Source organism: Candidatus Accumulibacter propinquus (genome assembly GCF_056856495.1).
In genome coordinates this window covers 161,901-176,057 of record NZ_JBSEHC010000003.1, presented here as the reverse complement: position 1 = coordinate 176,057, position 14,157 = coordinate 161,901, and the positions used below count along the sequence as shown (strand labels likewise).

The window sequence follows — 14,157 nt, the reverse complement described above, 5'->3', positions numbered from 1 at the left end:
TTACCGGGTGGCCAGGCAGGAACTGTCTCGCAGGCCGGCGCTATTGGTGCCGGCCTGCCTTTTTGTGCCGATCGAGGAGCAGGCATGAACAACAGTGCGACGGAGATGCTGGTCGCGGCATGCATCGAGTTCCTGCAGGCTTACCCGCCTTTTGATCGGATGGAGGCGGAGGCGCTGCGCTTTCTTGCCGAGCATGTCCGGCTGGCACACTATCCGAAAGGCGCGCAGATCCTGTCGAGCGAGATGGGGGTGGCGCCAGTCCTTTATATTCTGCAGCGCGGCAAGGTGCGGGTGAGGGCCAGCGGTGGTGCCGGCAACGTCGAATTCTCGGCGATCACGCTCGGTCCCGGCCAGGCCTTCGCCATCGGTGCGTTGATGGCGCAACGCCCGACTTCGAGCGCTTACGTGGCGCGCGAGGATGTCTTCTGCTACGAGCTGCCGGCCGACGATTTCTTTGCCCTTACCCAGCAGAGTACGGTCTTCAGCCTGTTCTGTTCGCAATACATTGCCGGCCTGCTCAAACAGTCGCAACAACAGTTGCAACTCCAGTTTGCGCAGCGCGCCGCCGAACAGAAAACGATGAATTCGCCGCTGGCGGTGATCGTCAAGCGCGAACCGGTTTCGGTCCCGGCGGAAGCGTCGATTCGCCAGGTGGTCGAACTGATGGCCGACCGCCACCTGGGGTCGATGGTGATTGTTGATGCCGGCGAGCAGCCGGTCGGGATCTTTACCCTCTCGGATGTTCTGAAGCGCATCGTGCTCCCCGGCAGGTCGCTCGATCAGCCAATTTCCTCGGTGATGTCCACGTCGCCGCAGACTCTGCCGTTGGCGGCCAACGCCCACGATGCCGCGCTGGCGATGGCCATGCATGGCATCCGCCACGTGCTGGCGGTGGATGAGGGCGGACGCCTCAAGGGCGTGGTTTCCGAGCGTGACCTGTTCAAGCTGCAAGGTGCTGGCCTGCGGCAGATCCGGCATGCGATCGATGCGGCGACCAGCCTTGATGTGCTGCAGCACGCCCGCGAGGATGTCCGGCAATTGTCGCTGACGATGCTCACCGAGGGGGGGGGCGCGCAGGAGATCACGCAGTTCATCTCGACGCTGAACGACACCGTGACCCGTCGGATCATCGAACTGAATCTCGATCGACACGACCTCTACGGCATCGACTGGGCATGGCTGTCGTTCGGTTCCGAGGGGCGCGACGAGCAGACCTTTACCACCGACCAGGATAACGGCATCGTCTTCATCTGCACCGACATCATGGATCGCGAACTGACGCAGTTGCGCTTTCTGGAATTTGCCCGCGATGTCAACGCCGACCTCGATACCTGTGGTTTCCCGCTGTGCAAGGGCAACATCATGGCCAGCAACCCGGCCCTGTGCCTGACGCTGGAGGAGTGGGAGGAAAGGTTTGCCCACTGGGTGCGCACGCCGGAACCGCAGGCCCTGCTCAATGCCACGATCTTCTTCGACTTTCGGCCGCTTTACGGCAGGTTCAATCTGGCTCACCGCATGCGTCTCTCACTGCTCCGGCAGACGCGAGGCAATCCGTTGTTCCTGCGCATGCTGGCGCAAAACGCCCTCAGCGTATCGCCGCCGCTGGGCCGGATACGTGATTTCGTGACTGGCGCCGACCCCGAGCATCCCGGCACCATTGATCTCAAGAAATACGGGGTGCGCCTGTTCACGGACGCCGCGCGCGTCTTTGCGCTGGCGCACCAGATCGAGGCGACCAACACCGTGAGCCGTCTCAAGCGCGCCAGCGCCCTGATGAATTTTTCTTCGGATGACCTGGCGGCAAGCCTGGAGGGCTTCAATTTCATCCAGCTCCTGCGCCTGCGGCACCAGCATTTCGAACAGGAACACGGGCGCCCGGGAGACAATCTGATCCGTCCGGACGAATTGAACGAGATTGAACGGCGCATTCTCAAAGAGGCATTCCGACAGGCGCGCAAATTGCAGGCGCGGCTGAAACTCGATTATCAGCTCTGATCATCTCATGACTTGGTTCTCCAGACTCTTCGCCGGCCAGAGCGCTCCAGGCGTGGCCCTGACTACCAGACAGCAGCAGTGCATTGCCGCCTGGCAGCAATTGCCTGCCCCGGACCTGCGCCGCTCGCACTATCGCTGCCGCTACGTGGTGGTCGACGTCGAAACCAGCGGCATCAATGTCAGGACCGACCGCTTGTACACGATTGGCGCGGTGGCGCTGGTCGACGGACAGATCGATTTCAGGGATACCCTGCAACTGATCCTGGCCAGTGCCGCACCGACCAGCGAAGCGGCAGCGGCCGCCGGCGACGCAGTGCCTGCGCCGGTGGCCGGGCCGCAGGCGGTCGAGGCACTGATCGCCTTTCTGCAATTTGTCGGCAAGGCGCCACTGGTTGCCTACAATGTGCCGTTCGTGGCGGCGATGGTCGAGCGCGTGCTCGCCGAGGGCCTGGGAATCGAGTTCGCGTTACCGTGGATCGATCTCGAATGGGTCATGCCCGACCTGTTTCGCGACATCGACAGTACGCAGGGGCGCCTGGACGCCTGGCTCACGCATTTCGAAATCGACAGCATCCACCGCCACAACGCCGTCTCCGACGCCTATGCCACTGCCCAGTTGTTGCAGGTCACGATTGCCCGTGGCGCGCGCAAAGGTTTCGAAACCCCGGCCAGTCTGCTTGAGCTCGAGAAGGCTCGTCGTCATCTGCACCAGAGCAGCTAGGAGGGCGGCTCCGCGATGGCAGATTACTCTCTCCCACTGCGTCGCTATTACGCCTATTACACGGTCGGTTTCTTCCTGTTCATCCTGGTGCTGGGGGTGCTCGAACGGCACGGCATGCCGCCACGCTGGATCGGTTATTCGTTTCTCTTCCTGACCATCTTCCTTTACGCCACGATCGGGGTGCTGGCGCGCACCGCCAGTGTCTCGGAGTACTACGTCGCTGGACGGCGCGTGCCTGCGGTTTTCAACGGTATGGCCACCGGCGCCGACTGGATGAGTTCGGCCTCCTTCATGGGACTGGCCGGGACGCTCTACCTGACGGGTTATCAGGGCCTGGCCTACGTGATGGGCTGGACCGGCGGTTATGTTCTGGTCGCGCTGCTGTTGGCGCCTTACCTGCGCCGTTTCGGGCAATACACGATTCCGGATTTTCTCGCTGCGCGCTATGGCGGCAACCTGGCACGGCTGGTTGGCGTCTTCGCCACCGTCCTGGCGTCGTTTGTCTATGTGGTGGCGCAGATTTATGGCGTCGGCCTGATCACCAGCCGCTTTGTCGGTCTGCAGTTCGAAATCGGCGTCTTTGTCGGCCTCGCCGGAATTCTGGTCTGCTCGTTCCTGGGCGGCATGCGGGCCGTGACCTGGACGCAGGTGGCGCAATACGCGATCCTGATCGTCGCCTATCTCGTGCCGGTGACGATTCTTTCCTTCGAGGTCACCGGCATTCCGGTTCCGCAGCTGACCTACGGCCAGGTGCTGCAGAAAGTGCAGGTTCTTGAGGAGCGGATCTTCGACGATCCGGCTGAAGTCGACGCCCGCCGTCTGTTTCGCGAACGCGCCGATGGCTACTACACGCGCATCCTCACCCTTCCAGACTCGCTTGAGGAAGAGCGGCGCAGTCTGAGCACGCAGATCAACGAGTTGAAGAGCAGCAACGCGCAGATGCGCGAAGTGGTGGCGCTGGAGCGGCTGCGCCGGGAGTTGCCGAAGACCAGCGAAGCCGCGCGTGCTTACTGGGACCAGCTGATGCGCGAGGCAGGTCAGCGGGGCGCCCTGCCCGACCACCACCTGACGCCATACCCGGGCGCCGCAGAAGGCGTGAACAACACCGCGCGTCTGAATTTCCTGACCCTCGTATTCTGCCTGATGGTCGGTACGGCGGCGCTGCCGCACGTGCTGATGCGCTACTACACCACCACCAGCGTGCGCGACGCGCGCCGCTCGGTGTTCTGGTCATTGTTCTTCATTCTGGCACTGTATCTCACGGCTCCGGCCTATGCGGCCTTTGCCAAGTACGAGATTTATTCGAGCCTGGTCGGTTCGTCCATCACCCAGTTACCGATCTGGGTCACCTCCTGGGGCAAGATCGGGCTGGTGTCGATCGAGGATATCAACGGCGACGGCATCCTGCAGCTCGCCGAGTTGTCGCTGAATCCGGACGTGGTTCTGCTGGCGACGCCCGAGATTGCCGGCCTGCCATACGTCATTTCCGGACTGGTGGCCGCCGGTGCGTTGGCGGCCGCGCTGTCTACCGCCGACGGCCTGCTGTTGACCATCGCCAGTGCGTTGTCGCACGATGTTTACTACAAGGTTCTGCGCCCGACTGCGACCACGCAGTGGCGGCTGGTGGTTTCGAAGTCGCTGTTGCTGGTGGTGGCCGTGCTCGCCGCCAGCGTCGCCTCGCAGAAGCCGGCGACGATCCTGTTCATGGTCGCCTGGGCCTTTTCCCTGGCCGGCGCGGCTCTTTTTCCGGCGTTGATCCTCGGGGTGTTCTGGAAAAGGGCGACGCCCACGGGCGCCGTCAGCGGCATGGTCGTCGGCCTGCTGATGACCATCTACTACATGATCCGTGTGCATTTCGACGCCATCCCCTGGCTCGGCATCCACGGCATCGGCATGGAGCCCTGGCTGGGAATCCAGTCCACCTCGGCCGGCGTCTGGGGTGTTGCCATCGGGTTTTTCACGATCATCATCGTCAGCCTGTTCGGCGAGCCCCCCAGCGAGGAAACGCAGGATTTTGTCGAAAGCGTCCGTTATCCCGAAATGGAACGTTGGTGAGCCGTCGCTCGTCGGCGGAAGGGGGCTTTCTCGTGGGAGCGCCTTGAGTGCGGCTGGAGCGCAAACAACGCGACTACTGGCGGCGGAACCTCCGGATGACCGCCTGGCTGCTGGCGGTCTGGTTCGTCGTGACCTTCGTCGTCAGTTACTTCGCCCGCGAACTGTCGGAGATCAACGTTTTCGGTTTTCCTCTCGGTTTCTACATGGGCGCGCAGGGCGCACCGCTGATCTACCTGCTGATCATCTGTTGGTACGCCCGCTACATGAATCAGCTCGACCGCGAGTTCGGGGTCAGTGACGCGGACCCCGAGGAATGAGTCCGGAACGGTTCCGCTCCGCTATTTTCGTCAACAGCCTCCGGGGCTGTTTAATGTGAAAGTCACGTCAGCGACTCACTCGCTAGTCATGTTTCAAGGCAGTGCCGTTGGCGGACTTCCCGGTGCCTACGGCCGCCGGTTTTTTCACTGCCAGATCCGCCGGAGCCTGATAGCCGCTCAGTTCCATGAAGCCGACCCCCGCTTGCGAACCGCTGACCTTGACCGCTCCTTCCCAGTAGACGTTGAGCGTCGTCGTACGCGCATCGAACTCGCTTGCCCGTTGCGCCGGATCGACTTTCAGTTGCAGGCCGCGGGCGGGGATCGAGATCGTCCAGTTGATCGGATAGAGCACCCCTGAGGCAGGACTTTTCCAGGTGCCGCGCGAGTTCGCCGCGAAGTCCGCGGCCCCGAGTGCGCTCACCGCGCCGTCCTTGGCATACGTTCCCATGCGTAGAACGGCCGCACCTTGGCGATCGAAGAGCTCGAAAAGCATCAGGTCCGCGCCATCACCGAGCTGAAGCGCGAACCAGTTCCAGCGCAGGCTGGCCGCTTCGAAATCGCCCCACTGGTGATCGAACCATACTTCTCCGCGTACCGCCTTGATTGTTCCGCCAATGCTCAATGTCCCCTGGGCAGCCATGCGCGGACGCGACGTGTAATAGCTCTTGCCGGCGCTGCCGAAATCGAGCAGGCCGGCAACCGGGGTCCCCGGTGCCTGGTGCAGCACCGGTTGCAGCGCGTCCTTGAGTTTCAGGTCGAGCGCGAAATCCTTGCCCGCCATTTTCGCCGCGTGCTCGGCGCCTGTTCCTTGCAACTGCCAGTTGCCGAAGTTGAAGCCAAAGCCGTTGGTGCGGCCGTCCGAAGGGTTGCCCGCGGTGCGCGCCTGCTCGGTGTAGATCTTCTCGGTCTGATGGTCGAGCAGGGAGCCCTGGAATACCGTATGGGTGAGCGTGCCGCGGCGCAGGAAGGCGGCCATGTGAAACGAGTAACGTTCGCCGGAATCCGTCTGCAGGTGGCCGCTGTAATACCACCATTCAGTGAGCGCCTCATGCACGGCGTCGTCCGCGGGCAGTCTGACGGCGGGCATCTCCGCCACATTCTGTGTGGTCGGCGCCGGGTGAGCGGCCACAGCGTCTGCCGATGACTTGGCCGGAACGCTCTCGGAACGGATGAACATGATCCAGACGACCACCATTCCGACCAATAGCCAGCCGGAGATCACCAGCCAGCGATAGCGTCGGAACCAGCGCGACGAGCCGGGGCGGGCCTTGCCCCGACGGGAAAGTTTCACACGGTAGGTGCCCGACGACTCGGTACGCATCGCAATAGCTCCTCGCGGGTGGATGGGGGCGGACTCAGGCCGCCGGCAGTGTGTGCAGCCATGTTAGCGTGGCATCCTCGACCGCCGAACGCAACGCCCTGGACGAGAAAGTATGGTCGGCATCAGTAATCTCAATCCGGCGTACCTTGGACGCCTCGATGAGGCCCGACCAGCCAGGATCGGCAGCGGCGAACTCCAGGAATTCCTTGGCGGTATAGTCTTCCGCGCTCAGGATCAGCAGCATCCGTCCCGGAAACTGCCGCCAACCCGCAGCCATGCGCTCCTGAAACGAGCGCGTGGCAACTGCGCCGCCGGTCTGGCCGGACCGACGCGCCAGCAGCGCGCTGTGCAGCAAGCCGCTAAGCGAGTGCCATACCTGCATGCGGCCGCTGCACAACTTCCACCAGAACTCGCGCTGCAGCAGGCGCTGACCGTAATAGTGCTTGATGTGGGTCTGCGCCAGGCTCGCCTCCGAGCGTAGCCAGGGGTTCAGCAAGGCCAGACCCACGACCCGCCGGTCACGCGTCGCTTCGACGTACAGCAAGGTTGCAGAGGCCGCATCGCACAGCCCCCAGAGTACGATACGCTGCACCGACGGGCAGTGGTGCTGAAAGGCATCGATGGCGGCGCCGATGTCCGCGGAAACGTCCTCGAAGCTGCGCATCGTGCCGCCACCGTCACCCATGCCGCGATAGTCGAAGCGCATCACCGGGTAACCTGCGCTTGCCAATCGGCGCGAGAGCAACAGGAACTGCCGGTGGCTGCCGACACGATATTGCGGCCCGCCGACGACGATCAGGACGCCGCAACTGGACTCCTTTCCGGAGGTCACGGCGGCATCCGCCAATCTGGGGGGATGTTCCCGGCCGGCCTGCGCAGGGTTGGCACTGCCGACGGCAGTGCTTGCGGCGAGTAGGTGGGCGGGCCTGGCAATGATGCCCGGCAACACTTCGCCGGCGCAGGTAAACAGCAGTGCTTCCTCGACGATGTTCATGCCGGGACCGTTTCGGACAACGCCAGGAGACTGCTTTCAAGCAGCGCCGGGCTCTCGCTGATTTCGCTGGTCTGCCAGAAAGCCGGACCGTTGACGACCGTGCTGCGTGCCCGCTGGCCGGCAACCTGCCATTGTGTCAGGCGCGCCAGGGCGGCCGGCGACAGGCTGCCGTCGGGCCTGCCGGAGATCTCTATCCATTCCACCCGGCCTGAGCGGTGAGGCAGCAGAAGCTCTGCTTTCTCCAGACCGCCGGCGAGCGCCGGTGACAGCAGGTAGCCTGCCACTTCGACCGATTCTCCCTGTCGCAACTGGCCACGCACACGTTCCATCACACCCTTGGTCTCGTTGCCGAGGAGTTCGGCAGCCATCTTCAGTCGCAGGAACTGCTGCAGAAACTGTTTGCCCGCGAGGACTGGCTGCCAGAACAGCAGGTTGACCGGCAGCGCCATGCGGTTGGCGGCTTCATTGGCCAACAGGCAGCCGGTGCGCAGGCCCCACAGCCACAGCGGCGCGCCGAACCGCCGCTGCAGCCATTGACAGGCAAGCTCGACGTCGGCCAGCCAGACCTCCCAGGTGGCGTCGCCAAAATCGCCGGAACTGTCGCCACAACCCATGAGGTCGATCTGCAGCACCGCGTAGCCGGCCGTGGCCAGCGCGCGTGCCTGCAGGGCGGCCATGCGCCGGGATTTGTTGAGTTCTTCGGCAAAGGGATGGATGTACACCACCGCCCCTTGCAGCTTTACCGGGTCTTCAGGAGCATATAGCAGGGCAAAGCGCTGGCCTGGAGAGGCAGGCAGGAAAAAGGCTTCGATCGCCACCGGGGGAGGGCTGCTCAGGCGTCCAGTTTGCCCTGGACGAAGTCGATCAGGCTGCCCAGAGTGGTGAATACTGACCCGTCGATCTCGTCGTCGTCGACCGTAAATCCGAAGCGCTCTTCAATGGCCGTGATCAGGGCGACCACTGCCATCGAGTCGAGTTCTGGAATGGCGCCAAGCAAGGGGGTGTCCAATGCAAACCTGCTTGCCCGTCCTTTGAGGCTCAAGACCTCGTCAAGAACCGAAACCACCTCGCTGCTGATATCCATGTCGACTCCTGGTGATGGGATTTCCGCGCTGCAGCCTGCCCGACCGGCAGGGCTGAACGAATGAGCGGCGATTATACCGAGTCGTGTGACGGCGCTTCGTGTGATAGGTCACACCACTACCGTGTCGGCCAACCGTCGGCGACCTCGGCCCGATTGCCGTCGGCTCTGGCCTGGTACACGCGCCGGCGCTCCGATTGTCAGGGCTTGCTGTTGCGGGAGAAGAGCAACAAGCGCGAACGTCCCTGTTCAGCCAGCAGCAGCTCATGGTCGCTGCGGATCAGCACGGACTGCGGCGCATGCAGATGCTCGGCGATCACCTGTAGTCGTGCAAAATCCCAGAACAGCAGGCGCCCATCGTTGGTGCGGTCCTCGGTGATCCAGATGCCCTGGGACGTACAGAGCAGAAAACCGGGTGACTGCAAGCCACCGAACAGCGCCAGCTTGCCGCCCGCACGCGGGCCTTCGCCCGCCTGGTATTGGTACAGCGAGCTGTTGCGCTGCTTTTCGGTGAAGTAGATACGGCCGTCGGGCATCGCACACAAGCCTTCTCCCTTGTCCAGGCCGCTGAGCAAGATCCGGCTGCTGCCGGTATCGGGATTGAATTCGGTGAGTTCTCCATTCTTGCGGTCGGCGAGTATCACGATATTGCCATTGTTCAGCTTCGTGATGCCCTCCGCGTAGTCCGATCTGAACAGCGGGCGTGCCCCGGAAGGTGTCCAGTACATCACCCACATGTTCTGTTCTTCCTGGGCAATGAGTACGCCATCACGCCAGGGCAGCAGTCCTGCGGGCTTGGAGAGTCCGCTCAGCAGGGTCGTGACCTGCCAGTTGCGGTCGAAACGGACGAGTTCGCCCTTGCCGTGATTGTGTTGGGTCGTTCCCAGCAGTTCACCCGCAGGTGATACCGCCAGACTATCGATCATTTCGACGTCGTCGACCAGTACCGCGTACTGCCAGCCTGGGGCCGCCGCCACCGGTCGCCAGCGCAGATAGCCCAGCACAGCCATGGCCAGCACGGCCAACAGGCCGGTGGCCAGCAAACACCAGCGAAAGGCGCGGGCGGCAAGAAGTTCCTTGGCAGTCATGAGTATGGATCGTTGCGTGATCGAGGCCGCATGGTAACCCGCAAAATGGCCGCGCGCGAAGTCGCCGTCAAACCACCGAGCCGTCGTGCCGCAGTATCAGCAGAACCCTTCTGCCAGGCCGGAGAGCCGGGTGGGACAACGAACGGCCAGGAAGCGGCACGACAGGTCGGAACCGCATGTTGAATACTGGCTGAAGCCCTGCGCCGGCCAGGCTCCTGTCTCAGTTCGGACAGTGCATCCATTACACTATGGTGATCGCTCCCGCTGGGTCGGCCCGGTGGATCGGGAGCGTCTCGACCAGGTGCTCGACGGCAAGAGCGATCCTGAAGACCTGCAGGCCTTTTACCAGGGCGACGGCGCGGCCAGCAGCCCGGAAGAAACCGACTTGTTCACGCAGCGTCCGAAGCTGGCCGCCTGATCAGGAGACGAACGATGCAGACCCATGAAGCCCGCAGCCTGCTGCGCAAGATGTTCGAGGCGGCGATCGCCGCCGCTCAGCCGGCGCAATGCGTCCCGCAGCACCTGCCGGAACCACCGCGCGGACGACTGATCGTGATCGGCGCCGGCAAGGCCTCGGCGGCGATGGCCAGGGCCCTGGAGGAGACCTGGTCGGGCGAGCTGTCGGGAGTGGTGGTGACCCGCTATGGCTATGCCGTTCCCTGCCGGCGTATCGAGATCGTCGAGGCGGCCCACCCGGTACCGGACGCCGCCGGAGTCGCCGCAGCACAGCGCATCCACGCCCTGGTGCAGGGACTCGACGCCGACGATACCGTGCTCTGCCTGATCTCGGGCGGCGGCTCGTCGCTGCTCGCCCTGCCGCTCGCAGGGCTGACTCTGGCGGACAAGCAGGATGTAAACCGAGGCCTGCTCAAATCCGGCGCCTCGATCTCGGAGATGAACTGCGTTCGCCGCCACCTCTCGGCGATCAAGGGCGGGCGCCTGGCCGCGGCCTGCCATCCGGCGCGCGTGCTGAACCTGATGATCTCCGACGTACCGGGCGACAACCCGATCGACATCGCTTCCGGTCCGACGGTTGCCGACCCCAGCACCTGCGCCGACGCCCTGGCGATCATCCGCCGCTACGGCATCACCCTACCGCCGGCGGTACTCGACATCCTCGAAAGCGGCCGCGGCGAGTCGATCAAACCTGGCGACGCACATCTGGCCAGAGTGGAGACGCGCCTGATCGCGACACCCCAGCTGGCGCTCGAAGCCGCCGCCGGGGTGGCGCGCCAGGCCGGCGTGGCGGCGCACATTCTCGGCGACGCGATAGAAGGCGAGGCACGCGACGTCGGCAAGGTCATGGCCGGGATCGCAATGCAGGTCGCCGGCCGCGGCCAGCCGTTTACCACGCCCTGCGTCCTGCTCTCCGGCGGGGAAACGACCGTGACGGTGCGCGGCAACGGGCGTGGCGGACGCAACGTCGAGTTCCTGCTCGCACTCGCTGTCGCGCTGGGCGGCCATCGCGGCATTCACGCCATCGCCGGCGACACCGACGGCGTGGACGGGCAGGAGGAGATCGCGGGCGCCTGGCTCGCCCCGGACACCCTGGCTCGCGCCTGGGCCAAGGGCATCAGGCCGGTCGCCAGCCTGGACAACAACGACGGCCACGGTTTCTTCGAGGCCCTGGGCGATTCGGTCATCACCGGCCCGACGCTGACCAACGTTAACGACTTCCGGGCGATCCTGGTTACCAACGAACCTCCCTGATCGGCGTGCCGGAGGTCCGGCAATTCGCCGGTCACCGACTACATCAGCACGATGTCGTACTGCTCCTGCGAGTAGCTGGGCTCGGCCTGCAGCGAGATCGGTTTGCCGATGAAATCGGAGAGCATCGCCAGTCCTTGCGACTCCTCGTCGAGAAAGCGATCGATCACTGCCTGGTTGCCGAGCACGCGGTACTCGCGAGCGTTGAACTGACGCGCCTCGCGCAGGAGTTCGCGCAGGATCTCGTAGCATACCGTGCGCGCCGTCTTGACTTCGCCGCGGCCACCACAGGTCGGACATTCCTCGCACAGCACGTGTGCGAGCGACTCGCGCGTCCGCTTGCGGGTCATCTCGACCAGACCCAGCGCGGTGAAGCCGTTGACGGTCAGGCGCGTGTGGTCGCGTGCCAGCGCCTTGTTGAATTCGCTGAGAACGGCGCTGCGATGCTCTTCGTTCTCCATGTCGATGAAGTCGATGATGATGATGCCGCCGAGGTTGCGCAGGCGCAGTTGCCGGGCGATCGTCTGCGCGGCTTCGAGGTTGGTCTTGAAGATCGTGTCGTCGAAATTGCGTACCCCGACAAAGCCGCCGGTATTGACGTCGATGGTGGTCATCGCTTCGGTCTGGTCGATGATCAGGTAACCCCCGGACTTGAGATCGACCCGCCGGGCGAGCGCCTTCTGCAGTTCGTCTTCCACCCCATGCAGGTCGAATAGCGGGCGTTCACCGATATAGTGCTCAAGCAGAGGCGCGACTGTCGGCGTGTATTCGGCGGCGAAGACCGTCAGCCTCTGAAAGTTCTCGCGCGAATCGATGACGATGCGGGCGGTCTCGGGATTCACGAAATCGCGCAGCACACGCTGTGCCAACGACAGTTCCTGGTACAGCAGGGACGGTGGTGCGGCGGTGGTCGCCTGCGCCTGGATGTCGCGCCAGAGTTTGCGCAGGTACTCGATGTCCTTGGCCAACTCGGGTTCGGTGGCGCTCTCTGCCATCGTTCGCACGATGAAGCCGCCGGTTTCTTCACCGGGCACCAGCCGAGCGAGTTTTTCGCGCAGTGCTTCGCGATCGGACTCCCTCTCGATGCGCTGCGAAATGCCGATGTGTTTGTCCTGGGGCAGGTAGACCAGCATCCGTCCGGCGATCGAAACCTGCGTGGACAGGCGCGCGCCCTTGCTGCCCATCGGATCCTTGATCACCTGCACGAGGATGCTCTGTCCCTCGAACAGCAGTCGCTCGATCGGTCGCACCGGCTCGTCGCTGAGGCGTGGTTCGCGGATATCGGCAACATGCAGGAACGCGGTACGGCCCAGGCCGATGTCGATGAACGCCGATTGCATGCCCGGCAGGATGCGCACGATGCGTCCGATGTAGACGTTGCCGACGAAGCCGCGACTGGCGCTGCGTTCGATATGCAGTTCCTGCACGACGCCCTGATGCGTGACAGCGACGCGCGTTTCCTGTGGAGTAAAGTTGATCAGGATCTCTTCGGGCATGGCGGGGCGATCTGGAGAATGAGAGTAGAATTTCGCTTTACTGCATTCTACCCCGTCACGCCCCTTCCCCGGACTTCTGCCGCCTTGACCTGTGCCCCCGAGTTGCTCGCCCCCGCCGGTTCGCTGGCGATGTTGCGCACGGCTCTGGCGTTCGGTGCCGATGCGGTGTATGCCGGCCAGCCGCGCTACAGCCTGCGCGTGCGCAACAACGACTTCGGCGATCTCGAACTGCTAGCGCGCGCGGTCGACGAGGTGCATGCCGCTGGCCGCAAGCTCTACGTGGTCAGCAACGTCCTGCCGCACAACCGCAAGGTCCGCAGCTACCTGAACGACATGGCCCCGGTGGTCGCGCTGCAGCCTGACGCGCTGATCATGGCCGACCCCGGGCTGATCGACCTGGTTCGCGAAACCTGGCCGGAGATGCCCGTCCATCTGTCGGTGCAGGCCAACACGGTGAACTTTGCCGCGGTGCGTTTCTGGCGCAAGCTGGGCCTGACCCGGATCATCCTGTCACGCGAGCTGTCGCTGGACGAAGTTGCCGAGATGCGCCAGGAGTGCCCGGACACCGAACTCGAAGTCTTCGTGCACGGCGCGCTGTGCGTCGCCTATTCGGGACGTTGCCTGCTCTCCGGATACTTCAACCATCGGGACCCGAATCAGGGCACCTGCACCAACTCGTGTCGTTGGGAATACCAGCTGAAGGCGGCAGAGGCGGATGCGAGCGGCGATGTCCGTGCCGCCGCTCCATCGCCGGGCCGACCCGGCGACGTGTGGCTGCTCGAGGAAAAGGAGCGTCCCGGCGAACTGATGCCCATCGACGAGGACGAGCACGGCACCTACATCATGAATTCCAGGGATCTGCGCGCCGTCGAACACGTCCGGCGCCTGACCGAGATCGGTGTCGACTCGCTGAAGATCGAGGGGCGCACCAAGTCTCCCTACTACGTTGCGCGCACCGCGCAGGTCTATCGGCGCGCCATCGACGATGCGGTCGCCAGGCGTCCGTTCGACCCCGGCCTGCTTGGAGAACTCGAGGGACTGGCCAATCGCGGCTATACCGACGGTTTCTATCAGCGTCACCATGAACATGAAATGCAGAACTACCTGCGTGGCCATTCCGAATCGGGGCGCAGCCTCTACGTCGGCGACGTGCTGCAATGGGATGCGCCGCGCCGACGTGCGCTGATCGAGGTGAAGAATCGATTCGCGGTCGGCGATCGCCTCGAAGTGATCCATCCCTCGGGCAATCGTCGGTTGGCTCTCGCCGCCATGCAGAACCTCGACGGCGCTGAAATCCGCGTTGCCCCGGGCAATGGGCATCGGGTGTGGATTCCCCTGCCGGCAGAATTGCCTGGTGCGATGCTGGCGCGTTTTGTCTGAGC

13 protein-coding genes are annotated in these 14,157 nt (G+C 63.8%); 7 read left to right on the top strand and 6 right to left on the bottom strand.

Annotated elements, in window-relative coordinates:
* Positions 1 to 84: 84 nt before the first annotated feature.
* Genes AC15MQ_RS06990 through AC15MQ_RS06975 form a run of 4 tightly spaced genes read left to right on the top strand, consistent with a single transcriptional unit; the run spans position 85 to position 5,088 of the window.
* The gene (locus tag AC15MQ_RS06990) at positions 85 to 1,995 is read left to right on the top strand and encodes a putative nucleotidyltransferase substrate binding domain-containing protein (RefSeq protein ID WP_287652285.1); all 1,911 of its coding nucleotides are present in this window, start codon (positions 85 to 87) and stop codon (positions 1,993 to 1,995) included.
* A gap of 7 nt (positions 1,996 to 2,002) precedes the next feature.
* The gene (locus AC15MQ_RS06985) at positions 2,003 to 2,716 is read left to right on the top strand and encodes a 3'-5' exonuclease (RefSeq protein WP_350497402.1); all 714 of its coding nucleotides are present in this window, start codon (positions 2,003 to 2,005) and stop codon (positions 2,714 to 2,716) included.
* A 15-nt stretch (positions 2,717 to 2,731) separates the two neighbouring features.
* Positions 2,732 to 4,771, top strand: a complete 2,040-nt coding sequence (locus tag AC15MQ_RS06980; protein WP_287667214.1) for a sodium:solute symporter family protein — start codon at positions 2,732 to 2,734, stop codon at positions 4,769 to 4,771.
* Positions 4,772 to 4,818: 47 nt separating this feature from the next.
* Positions 4,819 to 5,088 carry a DUF4212 domain-containing protein gene (locus AC15MQ_RS06975; protein WP_287652288.1) on the top strand — a complete coding sequence of 90 codons (270 nt, stop codon included), beginning with the start codon at positions 4,819 to 4,821 and terminating at the stop codon, positions 5,086 to 5,088.
* Between the two features lie 82 nt (positions 5,089 to 5,170).
* Here the strand turns inward: AC15MQ_RS06975 and AC15MQ_RS06970 are convergent, their stop codons facing one another.
* From AC15MQ_RS06970 to AC15MQ_RS06950, 5 genes are all read right to left on the bottom strand, one after another.
* Positions 5,171 to 6,409 carry a lipocalin family protein gene (locus AC15MQ_RS06970; RefSeq protein ID WP_287667211.1) on the bottom strand — a complete coding sequence of 413 codons (1,239 nt, stop codon included), beginning with the start codon at positions 6,407 to 6,409 and terminating at the stop codon, positions 5,171 to 5,173.
* Between the two features lie 34 nt (positions 6,410 to 6,443).
* Positions 6,444 to 7,403: a hydrolase 1, exosortase A system-associated gene (locus AC15MQ_RS06965; protein WP_483079735.1), complete on the bottom strand. Its 960-nt coding sequence runs from the start codon at positions 7,401 to 7,403 to the stop codon at positions 6,444 to 6,446.
* Positions 7,400 to 8,221, bottom strand: coding sequence for a hydrolase 2, exosortase A system-associated (locus AC15MQ_RS06960; protein WP_483079734.1), 822 nt, complete (start codon positions 8,219 to 8,221; stop codon positions 7,400 to 7,402). Before AC15MQ_RS06960 ends, AC15MQ_RS06965 begins: the two co-directional genes overlap by 4 nt.
* Positions 8,222 to 8,235: 14 nt before the next feature.
* On the bottom strand, positions 8,236 to 8,487 hold the full coding sequence (locus AC15MQ_RS06955; protein WP_287667206.1) for an acyl carrier protein: 252 nt from the start codon (positions 8,485 to 8,487) through the stop codon (positions 8,236 to 8,238).
* Between the two features lie 197 nt (positions 8,488 to 8,684).
* Entirely contained in the window at positions 8,685 to 9,572 is an 888-nt protein-coding gene (locus tag AC15MQ_RS06950; RefSeq protein WP_483079733.1) for an NHL repeat-containing protein, read from the bottom strand.
* 232 nt (positions 9,573 to 9,804) lie between these two features.
* Here AC15MQ_RS06950 and AC15MQ_RS06945 point away from each other — a divergent pair, with 232 nt between their 5' ends.
* Positions 9,805 to 9,990: a hypothetical protein gene (locus AC15MQ_RS06945; RefSeq protein WP_483079732.1), complete on the top strand. Its 186-nt coding sequence runs from the start codon at positions 9,805 to 9,807 to the stop codon at positions 9,988 to 9,990.
* Between the two features lie 14 nt (positions 9,991 to 10,004).
* Positions 10,005 to 11,282: a glycerate kinase type-2 family protein gene (locus AC15MQ_RS06940; RefSeq protein ID WP_287652303.1), complete on the top strand. Its 1,278-nt coding sequence runs from the start codon at positions 10,005 to 10,007 to the stop codon at positions 11,280 to 11,282.
* A 38-nt stretch (positions 11,283 to 11,320) separates the two neighbouring features.
* On the opposite strand, the gene rng is transcribed toward AC15MQ_RS06940, so the two are convergent.
* The gene (gene rng / locus AC15MQ_RS06935) at positions 11,321 to 12,775 is read right to left on the bottom strand and encodes a ribonuclease G (protein WP_483079731.1); all 1,455 of its coding nucleotides are present in this window, start codon (positions 12,773 to 12,775) and stop codon (positions 11,321 to 11,323) included.
* 18 nt (positions 12,776 to 12,793) lie between these two features.
* Between rng and trhP the strand changes: the two genes are divergently transcribed.
* Positions 12,794 to 14,155, top strand: a complete 1,362-nt coding sequence (trhP, locus tag AC15MQ_RS06930) for a prephenate-dependent tRNA uridine(34) hydroxylase TrhP (protein ID WP_483079730.1) — start codon at positions 12,794 to 12,796, stop codon at positions 14,153 to 14,155.
* Positions 14,156 to 14,157 lie beyond the last annotated feature (2 nt).